Source organism: Photorhabdus temperata (assembly GCF_025384845.1).
Classification (GTDB): Bacteria; Pseudomonadota; Gammaproteobacteria; order Enterobacterales; family Enterobacteriaceae; genus Photorhabdus; species Photorhabdus temperata.
Genome location: NZ_JAJAFX010000014.1, coordinates 50,037 through 67,881, shown reverse-complemented (window position 1 = coordinate 67,881; position 17,845 = coordinate 50,037). Strand labels below are relative to the sequence as shown.

Here is a 17,845-nt window from a genome sequence, read left to right as displayed (position 1 = left end):
AATGTGATCGTTAACGCATTTTTGGGAACGTTCCCATGACAAGCATAACTAAATGATATTAGGATGAAATTATCTTACTAAGTATGACATAGTTGATACTAACTTATGATGACTGGCTATTATGAAAAATAAAATAAATTATAAAGACATAGAAAAATTAATTACATTGATCGGTGGTTGTGAAAATATAGCCAGTGTAACGCATTGTATTACCCGGTTGAGATTTTCTTTGGTTGAACCGACTAGAGCTCAACCGGATGAAATAAAAAATCTGCCGATGGTTAAAGGTTGCTTTACCAATGCAGGGCAGTTCCAGGTCGTGATAGGCACGAATGTTGGTGATTATTATCAGGTTTTAAATAGCTATCTTGATAAAACTGAATTAAGTAAAAAAGATATAAAACAGGCTGAGAAAAAGAATATGAAATGGCAAGAACGTGTCATTTCTCAGTTTGCAGAAATCTTTTTTCCTCTCTTGCCGGCATTAATTAGTGGCGGTCTTATTTTGGGCTTCCGTAATATTATTGGTGATATTCCTTTTAGTGACGGTAAAACTTTAGCTCAAATATATCCTGTTTGGAAAACAATATATGATTTTTTATGGCTGTTAGGAGAGGCAATATTCTTCTATCTGCCGGTGGGTATTTGTTGGTCTGCGGTCAGAACAATGGGTGGAACCCCGATATTAGGAATTATATTGGGAATAACCCTGGTATCTCCGCAACTTATGAATGCTTATCAATTAGGGCAACAGATCCCTGATATATGGAATTTTGGCCTGTTCACGATTGGAAAAGTGGGTTATCAGGCGCAGGTTATTCCGTCACTTTTGGCGGGTATTACGTTGGGGTGGATTGAAATTCAATTAAAGAAGGTGGTTCCTAGTTATCTTTATTTAGTGGTTGTTCCGGTAGTTTCGTTAATATTGGCAACCTTTTTAGCACATAGCCTTATTGGGCCGTTTGGCCGGTTAATTGGCGACGGAGTCGCCTGGGTTGTTAAGGCGTTGATGACGGGAAGTTTTGCGCCTGTCGGTGCGGCTTTATTCGGATTCTTTTATGCGCCTTTGGTTATCACGGGTATACATCAAACTACATTAGCTATTGATATGCAGATGGTTCAAAGTATCGGTGGTACACCGATCTGGCCGATTATTGCATTATCCAATATTGCTCAGGGTTCAGCGGTCGTTGGCATTATATTGATCAGCAAAAAGCGTAATGAGCGTGAATTGTCTGTACCCGCCGCTATTTCCGCCTATTTAGGCGTCACTGAGCCGGCAATGTATGGTATTAACATCAAATATCGATTCCCTATGCTCTGCGCCATGATTGGTTCAGGTTTGGCCGGGTTGATTTGTGGGTTAAGTGGTGTGTTGGCAAACGGTATTGGTGTTGGTGGCTTGCCCGGTATCCTTTCGATCAAACCGCAATTTTGGGCAATCTACGCATTAGCTATGCTTGTAGCCGTTATTGTTCCGTTGGTACTGACTACGGTTGTTTATCGAAAGAAGAATATGAGCGGTATGTTAGCTGTTGAATAATTCTGTTAAAAAATCTTCATCTGAGTAACAGATATAAAAGTAACCATTTAGGTTATTCAATTCAGAAATATATTGATAAGGCGTTTTCGATGGACAAAATCATTCCGTGGTGGTTACAAGGTGTTATCTATCAGATATATCCTAAGAGTTTCCAGGATACTACCGGTAGCGGAACAGGCGATCTTAATGGTATTACTTACCGGCTGGATTATCTGAAAAAACTGGGTGTGGATGCTATCTGGGTGACGCCTTTTTACTGCTCACCACAGGTAGATAACGGTTATGATGTTGCTGATTATTGTGCGATTGATCCGGCTTACGGCTCAATGGATGATTTTAAGCGTATGGTTGATGAAGCACATCAGCGTGATATTCGTGTGATTGTGGATATTGTTTTCAACCATACCTCGACTCAACATCCCTGGTTCAGGCAAGCACAGGATATTAATAGTCCTTACCGGCAATATTACATCTGGCGGGATGGGGTGCCTGGAACTCCACCCAATAATTGGTCGTCAAAATTTGGCGGAGGTGCCTGGGAGTGGCATGAAGCGAGTCAACAATATTATTTACACCTGTTTGCCGTTGAACAGGCAGATCTCAACTGGGAGCATGAACCCGTACGGGCCGAGCTGAAAAAGATTTGTGAATTCTGGGCTGATCTTGGCGTTGATGGCTTCCGTTTGGATGTTATCAACCTGGTTTCTAAGCAGCAGGATTTTCCTGAAGCAACGCAGGGGGATGGGCGTCAGTTCTATACGGACGGTCCCCGTATTCATGAATTTCTGCAAGAAATAAACAGAGAAGCGTTCCAGCCGGCGGGAGTGATGACGGTAGGGGAAATGTCTTCTACTTCACTGGAAAATTGTCAACGCTACTCTTCATTAGATGGTGAAGAGCTGTCGATGGTTTTTGCTTTTCACCACTTGAAAGTTGATTACCCCAATGGCGAAAAATGGGTTACAGCACCGCCCGATTTTATTGAATTGAAAAAAATCTTTGCTAAGTGGCAGCAAGGTATGCATCAACGGGCATGGAATGCGCTGTTCTGGTGTAATCACGATCAACCGCGTATTGTTTCACGTTTTGGTGGTGAAGGTGTCTGGCGGGTTCCATCCGCTAAAATGTTGGCAATGGTGCTGCACGGTATGCAGGGAACCCCTTATATCTATCAAGGAGAAGAGTTGGGGATGACTAACCCTGATTTTTCTCAAATTGAAGATTACCGGGACATAGAAAGTTTAAATATTTACCGGGAGAAGATTGAGCAAGGCGATGATAAAGAGAAAATCTTATCGGTCTTAGCGAAAAAATCCCGCGACAATGGGCGAACGCCGATGCAATGGGATGCGACTTCCAATGCTGGATTTACTCAGGGAGAACCGTGGCTCGCGCTGAATAGTGATTACCAGGAAGTGAATGCGCAAAATGCCATTCAGGATGAGGATTCGGTTTTCCATTGTTATGCGCGCTTAATAAAACTGCGGAAGGAATATCCGGTATTGACCTACGGCAGCTATGAAGATTTGTTGCCATCTCACCCTTCGCTTTGGTGTTATGTTCGCCGTTGGGAAGACCAAGTGTTGCTGGTTATCGCCAATCTCAGTGCGGAAGTGCAGGAATGGTCGCTGGACGCTTCTTTATCCGATTGTTCATGGGTTAAGTTGATGGGGAACTATCCTGAACATCAGCTACCTGCAAAAGATATGCAGTTACAACCTTATGAAGCCGCTTATTGGTTAGCAAATTAATTCAGGTTTAAAATGGCAACAAAAAAGTTCATCAGTGACTTTTTTGTTGTCAATTGACATTCTGCCCACCTTCGTGCTTTGTGACTCAGAAGCAGGGGTATCTTACTTTTTATGGAACTTTTCATCATTAAAATAATCTGATCATCATCTTTCATAAAAAAGTGGGCTTGACGATAACTATTTTGAAATATATCAATGATATACCCACCCCGTGTGCTGACATCAATAAAAAAACATGAATTAATAGATGTTATTTTTCTGGTCTTCGCGGCTATTTTGAGTGGTGTTTCTGGCTGGAAATCTGTTCAGGGATTTGGCGAGTGACAATTTAAGTGGCTTAAACAGCACTTTGCTTTTACTCACGACATTCCCCGCCGACACTGTATCGCTAAATATTATCAAGGCCATTGATAGTGATGCCTTGATTGAAGCCCTACATCCTTGGATCAATCATCGTCGGATCAGCGAAGGGAAAAATGTCATCGTGATTGATGGAAAAACGTAGTGGGGAGCTGGCAAAGGTAAATAAGGGACTGTAGCTATATGACTCATTAAATTACTTGTTCTTGATGGAGTTACGTTACGTTGGATGCTTTTACATTGCCAGACGGAAACCCTCAATCTTGTCACTCAGCGTCGGGGGTGACTTTATTGTACGAATAAAAGGCCATCAAAAATAGCGCCATAAGTTTGTTAAATCTCGTTTTACCAGCCATTATGATAGTGATGAACTCATTGAGTTTACCGAGAAAAATAAGGGACTCGGTCGTACAGAACAAAGCACCGTGATGCAAATCAGCGCAGATCTCCCCGAGGTACTTCAACGCTGCTGGTTATTCATACACAGTTTGATAGAAGTGACCTGTGAGAGAGGGAAAGGGAGAAACTTATTGTGATTCACGTAGGTATGTGAGTTCATTACCATTAGATGCTGAAGTGGTAGCAAAAGCGATTAGGCGGCAGGGGGGATCAAGAATAAACTGCACTGGGTACTGAATATCACTTTTCGGGAAGATGAATTATTACTTAAAGGTTTAGGTGGGGCGGCACATATAGCGTTATTTAACCGGGTATTATTAAACGTGATCAAACAACATACGAGACTGAAAGACGGCCATGCATCAAAGTGCCGGTGATTAGATGATTAACAATTAATTAGGATTACATTATTTTAATAAGATCTGAATATTCTTTGATTTATATGAAGTTATTTAGGAGAGAGTTTAAAACAACTATAAGAGTGTCTTATAAACATTCTTAGAAAGATGGTTGTACAATTGTAAGTGGCATCCCTTTGTCAGGATAATTATCTTCCCCATCAAAAAGACTGATGGGGCAAAATGTATTTCAAGGAATATAAGAAAGTGTGATTTAATTATCCGTTCCGAGTAATAGATCATTTAATAACTGATAGTGATTATTTTGTTGTCTACCACTACAAGCTGAGAGGCTTGTTATCATAGCCTGTAAGATGAGAAATGCTCCATGATTTGTGGCACAATGTTTGCGCAGGTGTAGCGGTATTAGAAGCAGTTACTTATGATTTGCACTTAGCTACATAATATATTGATTTATATATTAAAAAAAGGTTAGTCAATCATAATGCATAAAATTCATTTGTTATGGTATTGTTAACTATGTAAGGATGGCAACACTATGAAAAAAGTTCTTTTTTTAGCTATAGGTATGTTTGCTCTGGGTTTTGATGCCTATATTATCGCTGGACTTGTGCCGGGAATTAGTGATAGTTATCAAAAAAGCGTTTCTCAAGTAGGACAGTCTGTAAGTATATTTACTTTATGTTATGCAATATCTGCCCCACTATTTGCTTCGCTTTTAGCAGGTAAACCTATAAAAAAAGTCCTATTAACTTCTATAATAATTTTTGGACTTGCGAATGCATTAACCGCAGTTTCTCCAAATTTCTCTGTGTTTTTGATATCAAGAGCGATTGCCGGTGTTGGTGCCGGTTTATTTTCACCATTAGCTGTGGCTGGAGCAACTATGCTAGTGCCTGTGGAAAAGAAAGGGCGGGCACTTGGCTTAACGATAGGTGGTATGAGTATGGGGACTGTATTAGGTGTTCCTATGGGGCTTTATATCGCTGACCAATTGAATTGGCAATCTGCAATGTGGTTTGTCGTTCTTCTTAGTTTAATTTCAGCTTTAAGTATCTTTAAATTTTTACCACATGTTCCAGTTATTGCGCCACCGGCTATGAAAGAAAGAATTGCAATGTTTTTAGATAAAAGAGTGGCTGTCACTGTATTAATAACGTTCTTTGCAAGTATTGCAAGCTTAGGTTTATACACCTATTTATCTCCATTATTACAGGATCTTGATAACTTAAGTAATTTAGCATTATATTTATGGGCTTGGGGATTAGGTGGTTTGTTTGGTAGTATATCAATTGGATATTTAATTGACTACTTTAAAGCGCCAAAAATTTTAATGACAATTATTTTAATTATTCTAACATGCTCTGTCATATGCATCCCAGTAATGATTAATCTATCGTTTATAAAATATTTGCCGTTTTTCATATGGGGGGCTATGGGATGGGCATCAGGAGCTCCTCAGCAACACATTTTATTATCTTATCAGCCTAAACACGGAAGTGCTGCCGTTGCTCTCAATAGTTCGGTTAACTATCTAGGAAGTTCGGTAGGAGCCTCATTGGGTGGCGTAGTTATATCTCTGGGAATGGGGACCATGGCTCTAATTTATTTTGCAGTTCTCTCTATGGTGATTTCATTAGGCCTTCAGTTCTATAGTATGAAAAGTAATGCTTTTAAGATAGTAAATACTAAGTAAAAATCCGCCTTCATAGAAGGCGGCGTTAATTTCGTTCCAGATGAGTGCTATCAGTTCAGATTCTTAGCGCTTTTACTTCATATTTCTCGAAGATAATTGATTATACAAATGCTCATGTTTTTCCTGACATTTCACATATTCCTTATCATTTCTTCATTTATCTGTCCTGTTATCAAAATATGTATTTAGGATTTCCTTGTATAGTACAATTTAGTCCTAGTACTACAGTCGTACTTACTTTTTTCAACAGAAAAGACACTCATAGAAAAGCTTAATTCATGCGGTTTCTCAGAGTTGTGAGCATCAAGGAAAATGCAACTTTCTGGTATCTACGGCTGTAGTACTAGGGCTGGATCTAACTTATTTTATGTGGTTGATTTGGTCATAAAAATACTAAATCAAGATAAAAAAACACACACCCTCTATTCTATTGATCATGAAGTATTGAAAGGATGAAATTATTAAAAAGCAGTGTTTGATTGTTTTTTATATAAAATGGAAGCCCACTTTGTATTTACGTCTGATAACACTAAAGTTACCTTATGAACCAGCTTACAAAATGATATTTTAATCACTAAATAGTTATTTAACTAAATACTTGATCGTAAATTTTACTCTTCAGTTGTTAATTTTGGGGAAGTGTAATTCTAAGAAATTAATATTTCGCCGTTTTTAACTCAACATGGCTTTAATTAAATACACTTCAAAAGTCTGAGTCGATTCACTATCAATTAATCGGCAAGATCATGATTGAAAATCAGCTCTCCTTATTGGAGGATTTTTCTGGTGTTAGAGCGGATGAGGTCAAAACTGCGATCGAAGCGGTACAGGAAGAAAGACATTATTAATATTGCTGAGAATGTCCAATTTCAAGCAGTCCTTGCGTCGGTTAGAAAGTGTGTGGAGGTGTTTTGTTGATTGGTGCTTGGATATGCTGATTCACGAAAATAGCCTTTTAGACGGTAGTGAGTGGCAAGCATGTGATTCGCTATATTCTCTTGGTTTTTCATCTGCTCCTGAACCCATAACTGGCGGCAATGGCTGAAGAATTTGATCAGGCAATCGTGCTGTGCTGAAAAGTCTGCCTGATAATCCGGCGATAAGATTTACTAATAGTGGGGATGACCAAAGAATGGGACTGGTTTTGAGTCCTATTGACGATACTTGAAGAATCACCTTCTTTCATTGAGCTACGTAATCAGGTGACTGACATGTTGTCACGAGTTGATTTACTGGAACCCATATTGGAAATTGATGCACGAACTAAATTCACAGAAGTATTTACCCATGTATCAGAAGGTTCTGTTCGTGTTAAAGATATGAATATCAGTATTTGCGCCATATTGATGGCGGAGGCCTGTAATACAGGCTCTAGGCAACTGACAAGTCCTGTTTAAAATGATAGGCTTGTTTTTTCATGATGAAAAATGTTGTGAGCCATTTTTCCTATTTAGGCCAATTTGCTCGCCCTCTAAGGCGTTTTTTCCTCCTCTGGTGCCAAATGCCACTTCCAACTTAAGATAAAAATAACAAAACATCAACACCCCATAGCTTCAACACATTAAATACATGATCCTATTTTCTACCCTAATCTCCCAAATCCACTTTTTTCACTTAATAAAATTCTTTCTTTTGAAAAATTATATTTTACTTTATAGAATTTTGGTTTCTTGGAATCAATTTCATTGAGTAATTTTTGAAGTCGTATGGCATCCTCTAAAGTAGGAAAGTTAAAAATAGGTTCTTTTCCCATCATAATAAAATCTGTAATATCTTTGACAACATTAACAACTCTCTCTATTTTTCTATCTCCATTATATTCATGAGCAAGAGAATTAAAGTATAAGATTTCTTCAGTTTTAATACTAGTTTCCGTCCAAATTCTTACCGAATCTTCATACCAGTTTGGCGTATCAAAAGCTAATTGGGAAAAAATTAATTTATTATGTATATCTTGAAAAACAAAGTCTAGTTCTCTTCTTCTAAATAGATTTACAAAACTACTATATCCTGTGACTACAGCCCCATTTATTTCACCTATAATAAAAGTGCTATCTGGTATTTCGTCTCCAGATATAGAATAGTCAGATTTTATACCTTGAATGTAATTTAAATTTAATGAATAATCAAGGTTAATCCATTGAATTAGATCTAATGGATGTATAATTTCACTAATAATTCCCGTTGTTGGACGATAATCATTAATTCTATTTTTTTTCCATAGAAAATTTGCTCTTATTAATTTTAAATTATTTTCATTTACATAAGTTTTTAACAACCGTGCGGCTTGTGAATATCTTGCCACCATATTTAAACAGAAGCCTGATGCAGCCCCTAATAAATCACGTGCTTTACTTAATTCGAAGTTAGGGTCTACAAAGGGTTTCTCACATATAATGAATCCTCTATAATTTTTAATTGAAGATAATATTTCTCCATGGTTTTCATCATTGACAGATATAACTAATATTTCTGGATTAAATAATCTCAAAGACGAATTTACACTAGGGTAATAGATTAAGTCAATATTCTTTTTGGTTCTAGAAGTATAGGCAATATTAATATCCAGATTATACAGGTGAGAGATTTTATGAAATGCTTCAAGGAACATTTTCCCTGAAAATCCCATTCCGATAATTAAAACTTTCATCGTATCATTCTCCTATTCGATGATTTTAAATAGCAATTGTTCGCCAGTTTGTAAATAACCTCTATTTTTATTAAATTCTTCCGCTACTTTGCTGGATTGAATAACAACCTTATGAACACCTTGCTCTCTAAACCAGTTATGAAAACACTCCATCATAGCTTCAGCAATTCCTAAACCTCTCCTATCTTTACGTACTACAAGAGATTGTCCCCAACCAACTCGTCCATTAAGTGCACCTGCGATAGGTGCACGTAAATCAATTATTCCAATAACACATGAGCAAATATTTGTATCTTCACCATATTGCCCTACTAAAATTAAGATATTTTCGTTTGAAACATGCTCTTTAATCCAACCCTTATACGCATTCTGCCAGGCTAGATCATCTTCTTCATTTTTAGCAGCGTAGTGTGTGTCACCACTGGATAATAATACCTTTCTTAATTCAACTAGATCTTCAATATCTTGAATTGTAGCTTTACGAATAGACAATTTTTCTAGCATTATTATCAACTCCATTAATTATTTTTTAATGAATATATTTTTTTAAAAGTATAGAAATTTTTGAACAGCAGCATAAGTACTTACTTATTACCTGAATATATATTTTATATAGAGCATGAACCGCTCTGTCTTTGCACCTCTCTTCAAATAATCTACCCATGACTTAAATGCTTCAAATTAACTACTTTATTCACAAGAGGTTACTTTTACTATTTTTTTAATAAAATAGTGACTAGTCAGAGTATCTTGATATGAACTTATTAACAGGATGTCTAAGCATATATTTTTTTAAATAAAGTAATATCTATTTTACATTGACAACTTGGATTCACATAATAAGTGCAACATCGTTAATAGTTCTTGGCATGATGGTTATAGTAGCGTTCTTGGAAAAATCATACCAAATAATTATGCCATTAAATAATTATTTATAACACATCAACAAACCATAAACACATGGTATTTTTTGTGGTTTAACATAATTCATTGTTCATTTTTCTATAACAAGAAGTTGTTTACTAAGATCACTACAGTGCAAATGACAATAAAATATTCATTATGTATAGTCGTAGCTCCTAATATGTATATAAGAATGCTATTTTTGTCCAATATGTAATTTGCGATCCTAAAAAATTTCAAGGGTTAGCTTTGTTAAGATAACTGACCTCTATTCTGAGAAATTACACTTATTATCTAATTTCAGGGATTATTATCCAGTAATTTTTCTATTACCCAAAAAAGGTATATTAAACTTGAGAAATATTTCAATCAAAGCATTAGTTAACTGTGATATTTGTTCTTCTGAATGATTAGGAGTAATATTTACTCTAAATCTTTCTGTTCCAACTGGTACAGTCGGTGAGTTAATTGGTTGTAGATAAATATTATGTATATCAAGTAGCTGACGCGCAGCAGCTTTGCATTTTACAGAATCCCCAATTAATACAGGTAATATGTGTGTTTCACTAGAATTCATGATTGGAATTCCTGCTCTGCTGAAAGAGTCTCTTAGCATTTCAGTTTTTTTATGTAATTTTTTTCTTTCTATATCGGAGTTCTTTAAGTACTCAATACTTGCATAACATGCTGCCACTATAGCTGGTGGTAATGAAGTCGTAAATATAAATCCTGAGGCGAAAGAGCGAATTGCATCAATAATAGGTTTAGAACCAGTAATATATCCTCCAATAATACCAATCCCTTTAGCCATAGTCCCCTGAATAATATCAATTGACCCTGAGATATTTAAACCAGCAGCTATTCCTGCTCCCCTAACTCCGTACATACCAATAGCATGTACTTCATCAAGAAATATTAAAGCATTATATTTTTTAGCAAGTCTTACAATTTCTTTAATTGGAGCAATATCACCATCCATAGAGTAAATAGATTCAAAAACAATTAATTTTAGGCGTTCATATGGTTGTTTCTTAAGTAATTCTTCTAAATGTTGAGTGTCGTTATGTCTAAATATTTTACGCTCTGCCTTTGAGCAACGTATGCCATTAATAATAGATGCGTGATTACGTTCGTCAGAAAAAACCATACAGTTTTCATACAAACCTAGTAAACATTGTAATGTTGCATCATTTGAGCCATATCCTGTTGGAAATACTAGTGCAGACTCTTTGCCATGCCATTCAGCTAGTGAAGATTCTAATGCTTCATAATGATAATGGGTACCTCCGATATTACGAGACCCACCTGAACCAGCGCCAAACGAATCAATGGCATTATGCATAGCTTCAACAACGACTGGATGTTGAGACATTCCTAAGTAATCATTACTACACCAAACGACAACAGGTTCAGAGTTTTCTAAGTCATTTAGTTTAGCTAAAGGATATTGTCCTCGAATACGATTTAATGTAATGAACTCAAAATATTGTCCTGTTTTTTCAGTTTTTCTATTTTTTTACTAAGAACCTATCCCAAAAGGAATTGTCATATTCTATAACGGATAATTTCTGAAGGTATAGAGAATATGGCAAACAACAAATGGCGGCTCAGTGATGAACTTTGGGGAAAAATGGCGCCACTTATCCCCGAACATAAAACGCAGCCTCATGACAGATGCTAAAGGGCTTCCTCTTTCACTCGTTGTTGCCGCGGCAAATACGCACGATATCAAACTCGTTGCGGATACGCTTGATGCTGAATGGCTGAGAGGCTATCTACAGAGTCGGCACTACGAGCCGTACATCCAGTCTCGCAAGGAAGAATCAGATGCCTGCCAGAATACGGACTTTAAAGCTCAAAGATGGGTTGTCGAGAGGACTCATAGCTGGATGAATCGCTTTCGCCGGATACTAATCCGATGGGAAAAGAAGGTCGAAAACTATGAAGCTATGTTACATTTTGTATGCGGGATTATAGTCTGGAACAAAACCCTATTGGGATAGATTCTAAGTATTTTTATATACATCTTTAATCTCAAGTTATTGTAATAATATATTAAGATATAGTTTAAGGTGGAAAATATAACTAGTTAAAAATTAATTAAACACTACACTCATTAATTATATATAAAAATAAGATTTATCTTTTGGTAATTATTTGAAAATAACATATTAAAATATTTCTTATAATTTTAATTTTTTATAAATTCATAATTTTTTCTACTAATATTATAAATAATTAGTTATTTGTTTAATAATTAAACTAAATATTAAGTAGTCGATTATTTATTAACTAAACTTGCTATGGTAAATACTCTCTTAGTTATAAAAACCTGTTTTGTTTTTCCTTAGATAGAATTTTTTGGGGTCACTTCACCTGCTGGAGGCTTTGGAGTCACAAATGAAACGTTATTCACCCGAATTTAAATTGGAAACTGTTGAATAGGTTATTTAATTTAACTGCTCAACGAAGTTTTTCTGTTCCTAAAAAAACCAATACCGGGATTCTGGCAGCATAGGTAACCTTAGATTTGTATAAGACAATCCATTTCAGTGAGTGTTAGATTAAGGCTCGGTTTTTGGGTTGGAAAGTATATAACTAACCGTGATTTTAAACATTTTTATCTGGCGCATATTTGGAAATATCACCACAACGATTTTCCCTCCTTGCTCAGTTATACCCGTTTTATTAGTGTCGCCCTTTCTGTTTTGATGCCACTATGCAGTTATCTGACGCAATTAAAAGGGAAACCGACAGGCATTGCTTTTATTGATCCCACGAGTCTGCGCGTTTGTCATAACATCCGTATTCCCCGCCATAAAGTCTTTGAAGGGATAGCGCAACGAGGAAAAACCTCAATGGGTTGGTTTTACGGTTTCAAATTACACTTGGTTATAAACCATCAGGAGGAAATTCTGGCGCTTAAAGTGACGGCGGGTAATGTGGATGATCGGGAACCTGTTCATGAATTAACAAAAAAATTAACGGGTTCTCTTTATGGTGATAAAGGTTATCTCAGTCAGGAACTGGCTGACGATTTAGCTAAAACGGGGATCACTTTCATCACCAAAAAGCGCCGAAATATGAAAGCTCACATGCAAGCTGAATGGGATAGGGTAATGTTATAAAAGCGCTTTATCATTGAAACAATTAATGGGCAATTAAAAATCATTTCTCAAATAGAACACTCGCGCCACCGAAGTATAAAAGGATTTCTGTTGACTGTTTTAGGGGGTGTGATTGCTTACAGCCTTAAATTGAAAAAGCCATCACTTAAAAATTTCTATTCAGAAGACGATTTTCCAGTGATGGCTTAAGAGGAATTCGGGTTAACTACAAACCAGCCTGTTGGTTGATGCCGCTTCCGGTTAGCCAATAGTCCTGGTGGCATACTCACTGACGGATAATACCGGGTATCACTTGGCTCTGAGGACCGGCTTGCCCGGTAAACTCATCTGGATGCATTGACTAGTATCAACCGGATTGAAGCACGGGAACTGGGCAAGGCATTGATTCATGTGATTGGCAGGGAGGTGATTTGGTGGGACATCTGTGTTAATTCAGTTCTCAGGGATTCCAGTGGTTAATCTGCGGAAAAGAAGGCTACCAAGTTGACTATCAGAGCGAAACACAAAAACTTAGTCCGGTGGCAGAGCATCTGTCTTTTCACGTGGCTGGCTTGGTTGATTATAAAGGTGAGCTAAAGAGGGTTCTGAGATGTGTAGCTACCTATGCGTCTTTATGTTATGTCGGTGAAAGTACCCTTTCGAGGTAAATATGGAATTGCAGGCTTAAAGGATATCGCCTGCAATTCCTGCTTTAAGATCGACTTTGAATTAACGTTTCAATGCTTCTGATAACTCATCACGCATTTCGGCCAAAATATCTTTAACCACGCGTGGATTACCTGCAACCATGTTGCCGGAATGAATGTAATTATGACCACCAACGAAATCGGTTATGATACCGCCGGATTCACGTACTAACAGCTCGCCACCCATAAAATCCCACGGTTTCAGGCCAATTTCAAAGAAGCCATCAACCCGGCCTGCTGCAACATAAGCTAAATCCAGCGCTGCCGAACCGGTACGGCGGAAATCAGCACAACGAACAAACAATTTGCCCAAGGTGTTAATATAAACAGTGGAATGTTGTTTTGCTTTGAATGGGAAACCTGTCGCCAGAACAGTGCCATCCAGATCGCGGGCATTAGTGCCACGCAGACGGTAGCTATTCAACTGAGCACCCTGACCACGGACTGCGGAGAAAAGTTCGTTACGCATTGGATCATAAACAACAGCAACTTCAGTACGGCCTTTGATGCGTACTGCAATAGAAACGGCAAAGTGGGGGAGACGTTTGATAAAGTTAGTGGTGCCATCCAGTGGATCGATTACCCATTGAATATCATCATCTTCGCCTAGCAATTCGCCACTCTCTTCAGTAATGATTGAGTGTTTAGGATAAGATTTGCGGATAACGTCGATAATGAGCGCTTCTGCGGCTTTGTCAACGTTGGTGACAAAGTCGTTATTGCCTTTTTGGCTAGCTTCAACCGCATCGGGAGTTTCATAATTTTTGGCAATCAGGTTGCCGGCTTTACGCGCCGCACGTATGGCGATGGTCAGCATCGGATGCATGGGATATCTTCCACCAGGATGTTAAAGAACGGATAATTAATCGGCGCGCAGTATAGCAGTAGTTCGGAAAAATGACTAACGCTGTGTTAAGATATTTGGATCTTATAACTAATCCAGAAGTTGTCATGTTAGAAAATATCCGCATTATCCTGGTTGAAACTTCCCACACCGGGAATATGGGTTCAACCGCCCGGGCAATGAAAACTATGGGATTAACAAACCTTTATCTGGTTAATCCACTGGTTCAGCCAGATTCCCATGCGATTGCGCTTTCTGCTGGCGCCAGCGATGTTATTGGTAATGCGACTATTGTTGATAGTCTGGATAAAGCTCTGGCTGGTTGTGAACTGGTGATTGGCACCAGCGCCCGTTCAAGGACCCTCTCATGGCCGATGGTCGAACCCCGTGAATGTGGCGAGCGCAGCGTGCAGGAAGCTCAACATGCGCCGGTAGCAATTATCTTCGGACGTGAGCGTGTAGGGCTGACGAATGAAGAATTGCAAAAGTGTCATTATCATCTGAATATCCCGACTAACCCGGAATACAGTTCGTTAAATTTGGCTATGGCTGTCCAGCTTGTCAGTTATGAAATTCGTATGGCATATCTGGCGTGTCAGGATAAACCTGAGCAGAAAACAGATGAGACCGAATATCCATTAGTTGATGATATGGAACGTTTTTATCATCATCTTGAACGTGTGTTATATGATGCTGGTTTCATTAGGAAAGCCCATCCTGGTCAAATAATCAATAAGTTAAGACGGCTTTTTACCCGCGCCCGGCCTGAGACGCAGGAGCTGAATATTCTGCGTGGTATCCTGACCTCCATTGAAAAATGGGCAAAAAAATAGTTGAGTAAATCACTCGGTTAAATAGTTGACTAAAACACTCAGGAATGACACAATTTCGTCATATTTCACCACGGGGTAATCATTTATGAGATTGACATCTAAAGGGCGTTATGCAGTAACTGCCATGCTTGATGTGGCGTTACACTCACAGGAAGGTCCAGTACCACTGGCCGACATCTCTGAACGTCAGGGTATTTCCCTCTCTTATCTTGAGCAGTTATTCTCTCGCTTGCGCAAAAATGGTCTGGTTTCAAGTGTCCGTGGTCCGGGTGGTGGTTATTTACTGGGCAGAGATGCCGGGAAAATTGTCGTCTCCGAAGTTATTTTCGCTGTTGATGAATCGGTAGACGCGACGCGTTGCCAGGGCAGAGAAGGGTGTCAGGGCGGTGATCGCTGTCTGACTCATACTTTATGGCGCGATTTAAGTGACCGTATTACCGGTTTCCTGAGTAGCATCAGTTTAGAAGAATTAGTTAATAACCAAGAAGTATTAGACGTTGCTGACCGCCAGGATAACGATAAGCGCCGCGCACCTCACGGCAGAGCACAAGAAACAATTAATGTTAATCTGCGCGCATAAGCAGAGCTTGTGATGAATTGAAGTATTAGAAGTAGGGAGCATATGAGCAATGAAATTACCAATTTATTTAGATTACTCAGCGACAACACCGGTTGATCCGCGTGTGGCTGAAAAGATGATGCATTATCTGACCATGGACGGGGTATTTGGTAACCCGGCTTCCCGTTCTCACCGTTTTGGCTGGCAGGCTGAAGAAGCGGTTGATATTGCCCGTAATCAGATTGCTGATTTAGTGGGTGCCGATCCCCGTGAGATTGTTTTCACTTCCGGCGCAACGGAATCTGACAATCTTGCTATTAAAGGTGCTGCTAATTTTTATCAGAAAAAGGGCAAGCATATCATCACCAGCAAAACCGAACATAAAGCGGTTCTGGATACTTGCCGTCAGTTAGAGCGTGAAGGATTTGCAGTCACTTATCTGGCACCTCAGAGCAATGGACTGATTGATTTAAACGATCTGGAAGCCGCGGTGCGTGATGACACCATTCTGATTTCTATCATGCATGTTAACAATGAAATTGGTGTGGTGCAGGATATCGCCGCTATCGGCGAAATGTGCCGTAGCCGCGGTATCATTTTCCATGTTGATGCGACTCAGAGCGTAGGTAAATTACCTATTGACCTAACCAAACTGAAAGTGGATCTGATGTCTTTCTCTGCGCATAAAATTTATGGGCCGATGGGGATTGGCGCGTTGTATGTTCGCCGCAAACCACGCATTCGTATTGAAGCTCAACAGCATGGTGGCGGTCATGAACGTGGTATGCGTTCCGGTACTTTGCCTGTTCACCAGATTGTCGGTATGGGTGAAGCTTACCGTATTGCCAAGCAGGAAATGGAAAATGAATCTCAGCATCTGCGTGGCCTGCGTTTACGCCTGTGGCAGGGTATTAAAGATATCGAAGAAGTCTTCCTTAATGGCGACTTGGAACATGGCGCCCCACACATTCTGAATGTCAGCTTCAACTATGTTGAAGGCGAATCACTGATGATGTCATTAAAAGATCTGGCGGTTTCCTCTGGTTCTGCATGTACTTCTGCCAGCCTGGAACCCTCCTACGTATTGCGTGCGCTGGGTATGAATGACGAACTGGCTCACAGTTCTATCCGTTTCTCTTTAGGGCGCTTTACCACGGAAGAAGAGATCGACTATGCCATTGAACTGATTCACAAATCTATTGGCCGCCTGCGTGAACTCTCTCCACTGTGGGAAATGTTCAAACAAGGTGTGGATCTAAACAGTATCGAATGGTCTCATCACTAATCAGACGGTTTCAGGAGTAATAACATCATGGCTTACAGCGAAAAAGTAATTGATCACTATGAAAATCCACGTAACGTCGGTTCTTTCGATAATGAAGATCCAACGGTTGGCAGCGGCATGGTCGGTGCCCCTGCATGTGGTGACGTCATGAAACTGCAAATCAAAGTCAATAATGAAGGCATTATTGAAGATGCGCGTTTCAAAACTTACGGTTGTGGTTCTGCAATCGCTTCCAGCTCTTTAGTCACTGAGTGGATGAAGGGCAAATCTCTGGAGCAGGCGGAATCGATCAAAAATACTGAAATTGCAAATGAGTTAGAACTGCCGCCAGTGAAGATTCACTGCTCTATTCTGGCAGAAGATGCCATTAAAGCGGCCATTGCGGATTACAAAAGTAAGCGCCAGGGCAAGTAATTGCCCTTGATAATAAGAAAATAGAAAACAAATATTGGTGGATGCTGGCTGTTATATACCAACCAGTATCCACCTTTGCTGGTTTTAAAAAGTGAGGTTGTTGTATGTCAATTTCCCTTACAGAAAGTGCTGCACAACGCGTTTCGTCATTTCTGAGTAACCGTGGAAAAGGTGTTGGTTTGCGTCTGGGCGTCAGAACATCAGGCTGCTCAGGTATGGCATATCTGCTTGAATTTGCCGATATGATTAACGAAGACGACACCGTGTTTGAAGAGAGGGGCGTCAAAGTTATCATAGACGGCAAGAGCATGGTCTATCTCGACGGTACAGAACTGGATTTTGTTAAAGAGGGCCTTAATGAAGGCTTTAAATTCAACAACCCGAATGTTTCCAGCGAATGTGGTTGTGGAGAAAGTTTTAACGTTTAATTCCGTT

At 39.1% G+C, this 17,845-nt stretch carries 12 protein-coding genes and 4 pseudogenes; 12 read left to right on the top strand and 4 right to left on the bottom strand.

Annotated features, from left to right (window positions below):
- The first annotated feature begins 121 nt into the window (after nucleotides 1-121).
- The 5 genes and pseudogenes from treB (at nucleotide 122) to LGZ99_RS07585 (ending at nucleotide 7,505) form a co-directional block, all read left to right on the top strand.
- A complete protein-coding gene (gene treB / locus LGZ99_RS07605) occupies nucleotides 122-1,543 on the top strand; it encodes a PTS trehalose transporter subunit IIBC (RefSeq protein WP_021323911.1) in 1,422 nt (473 codons plus the stop codon).
- An 89-nt stretch (nucleotides 1,544-1,632) separates the two neighbouring features.
- Nucleotides 1,633-3,294, top strand: coding sequence for an alpha,alpha-phosphotrehalase (treC, locus tag LGZ99_RS07600; protein WP_036838186.1), 1,662 nt, complete (start codon nucleotides 1,633-1,635; stop codon nucleotides 3,292-3,294).
- 173 nt (nucleotides 3,295-3,467) lie between these two features.
- Nucleotides 3,468-4,430, top strand: a pseudogene (locus tag LGZ99_RS07595) (ISAs1 family transposase).
- Between the two features lie 520 nt (nucleotides 4,431-4,950).
- Nucleotides 4,951-6,108, top strand: a complete 1,158-nt coding sequence (locus LGZ99_RS07590) for an MFS transporter (RefSeq protein ID WP_036838189.1) — start codon at nucleotides 4,951-4,953, stop codon at nucleotides 6,106-6,108.
- Nucleotides 6,109-7,262: 1,154 nt separating this feature from the next.
- Complete coding sequence (locus LGZ99_RS07585) at nucleotides 7,263-7,505, top strand: Tn3 family transposase (protein ID WP_152552722.1); 243 nt, start codon at nucleotides 7,263-7,265, stop codon at nucleotides 7,503-7,505.
- A 185-nt stretch (nucleotides 7,506-7,690) separates the two neighbouring features.
- Here LGZ99_RS07585 and LGZ99_RS07580 read toward each other — a convergent pair whose 3' ends face one another.
- The 3 genes and pseudogenes from LGZ99_RS07580 to hemA form a co-directional block, all read right to left on the bottom strand.
- On the bottom strand, nucleotides 7,691-8,758 hold the full coding sequence (locus tag LGZ99_RS07580) for a Gfo/Idh/MocA family oxidoreductase (RefSeq protein WP_036838195.1): 1,068 nt from the start codon (nucleotides 8,756-8,758) through the stop codon (nucleotides 7,691-7,693).
- 12 nt (nucleotides 8,759-8,770) lie between these two features.
- On the bottom strand, nucleotides 8,771-9,262 hold the full coding sequence (locus tag LGZ99_RS07575; protein WP_036838197.1) for a GNAT family N-acetyltransferase: 492 nt from the start codon (nucleotides 9,260-9,262) through the stop codon (nucleotides 8,771-8,773).
- A gap of 709 nt (nucleotides 9,263-9,971) precedes the next feature.
- Nucleotides 9,972-11,156: pseudogene (gene hemA, locus LGZ99_RS07570) on the bottom strand (5-aminolevulinate synthase); the annotation flags it as partial.
- A gap of 157 nt (nucleotides 11,157-11,313) precedes the next feature.
- Between hemA and LGZ99_RS07565 the strand changes: the two are divergent.
- Nucleotides 11,314-11,664 (top strand): annotated as a pseudogene (locus LGZ99_RS07565) (IS5/IS1182 family transposase); the annotation flags it as partial.
- Nucleotides 11,665-12,204: 540 nt separating this feature from the next.
- Nucleotides 12,205-12,978, top strand: a pseudogene (locus LGZ99_RS07560) (IS982 family transposase); the annotation flags it as partial.
- A 519-nt stretch (nucleotides 12,979-13,497) separates the two neighbouring features.
- On the opposite strand, the gene suhB reads toward LGZ99_RS07560, so the two are convergent.
- Nucleotides 13,498-14,301, bottom strand: coding sequence for an inositol-1-monophosphatase (gene suhB, locus LGZ99_RS07555; RefSeq protein ID WP_036838200.1), 804 nt, complete (start codon nucleotides 14,299-14,301; stop codon nucleotides 13,498-13,500).
- A 125-nt stretch (nucleotides 14,302-14,426) separates the two neighbouring features.
- Between suhB and trmJ the strand changes: the two genes are divergently transcribed.
- The 5 genes from trmJ (at nucleotide 14,427) to iscA (ending at nucleotide 17,838) form a co-directional block, all read left to right on the top strand.
- A complete protein-coding gene (gene trmJ, locus LGZ99_RS07550) occupies nucleotides 14,427-15,152 on the top strand; it encodes a tRNA (cytosine(32)/uridine(32)-2'-O)-methyltransferase TrmJ (RefSeq protein ID WP_262978999.1) in 726 nt (241 codons plus the stop codon).
- An 85-nt stretch (nucleotides 15,153-15,237) separates the two neighbouring features.
- On the top strand, nucleotides 15,238-15,732 hold the full coding sequence (gene iscR, locus LGZ99_RS07545) for a Fe-S cluster assembly transcriptional regulator IscR (protein WP_036838203.1): 495 nt from the start codon (nucleotides 15,238-15,240) through the stop codon (nucleotides 15,730-15,732).
- A 49-nt stretch (nucleotides 15,733-15,781) separates the two neighbouring features.
- A complete protein-coding gene (locus LGZ99_RS07540; protein ID WP_262978998.1) occupies nucleotides 15,782-16,996 on the top strand; it encodes an IscS subfamily cysteine desulfurase in 1,215 nt (404 codons plus the stop codon).
- 27 nt (nucleotides 16,997-17,023) lie between these two features.
- Complete coding sequence (iscU, locus tag LGZ99_RS07535; RefSeq protein ID WP_021323906.1) at nucleotides 17,024-17,410, top strand: Fe-S cluster assembly scaffold IscU; 387 nt, start codon at nucleotides 17,024-17,026, stop codon at nucleotides 17,408-17,410.
- Nucleotides 17,411-17,514: 104 nt separating this feature from the next.
- Nucleotides 17,515-17,838, top strand: a complete 324-nt coding sequence (gene iscA / locus LGZ99_RS07530; protein ID WP_021323905.1) for an iron-sulfur cluster assembly protein IscA — start codon at nucleotides 17,515-17,517, stop codon at nucleotides 17,836-17,838.
- Nucleotides 17,839-17,845: the final 7 nt, after the last annotated feature.

What these genes read in the sequence shown, in the direction of transcription:
- LGZ99_RS07575 (WP_036838197.1), bottom strand. Translation starts at nt 9,262, where the DNA reads ATGCTAGAAAAATTGTCTATTCGTAAAGCTACAATTCAAGATATTGAA.
- treB (WP_021323911.1), top strand. Translation starts at nt 122, where the DNA reads ATGAAAAATAAAATAAATTATAAAGACATAGAAAAATTAATTACATTG.
- LGZ99_RS07580 (WP_036838195.1), bottom strand. Translation starts at nt 8,758, where the DNA reads ATGAAAGTTTTAATTATCGGAATGGGATTTTCAGGGAAAATGTTCCTT.
- treC (WP_036838186.1), top strand. Translation starts at nt 1,633, where the DNA reads ATGGACAAAATCATTCCGTGGTGGTTACAAGGTGTTATCTATCAGATA.
- iscU (WP_021323906.1), top strand. Translation starts at nt 17,024, where the DNA reads ATGGCTTACAGCGAAAAAGTAATTGATCACTATGAAAATCCACGTAAC.
- LGZ99_RS07540 (WP_262978998.1), top strand. Translation starts at nt 15,782, where the DNA reads ATGAAATTACCAATTTATTTAGATTACTCAGCGACAACACCGGTTGAT.
- LGZ99_RS07590 (WP_036838189.1), top strand. Translation starts at nt 4,951, where the DNA reads ATGAAAAAAGTTCTTTTTTTAGCTATAGGTATGTTTGCTCTGGGTTTT.
- iscR (WP_036838203.1), top strand. Translation starts at nt 15,238, where the DNA reads ATGAGATTGACATCTAAAGGGCGTTATGCAGTAACTGCCATGCTTGAT.
- iscA (WP_021323905.1), top strand. Translation starts at nt 17,515, where the DNA reads ATGTCAATTTCCCTTACAGAAAGTGCTGCACAACGCGTTTCGTCATTT.
- suhB (WP_036838200.1), bottom strand. Translation starts at nt 14,301, where the DNA reads ATGCATCCGATGCTGACCATCGCCATACGTGCGGCGCGTAAAGCCGGC.
- trmJ (WP_262978999.1), top strand. Translation starts at nt 14,427, where the DNA reads ATGTTAGAAAATATCCGCATTATCCTGGTTGAAACTTCCCACACCGGG.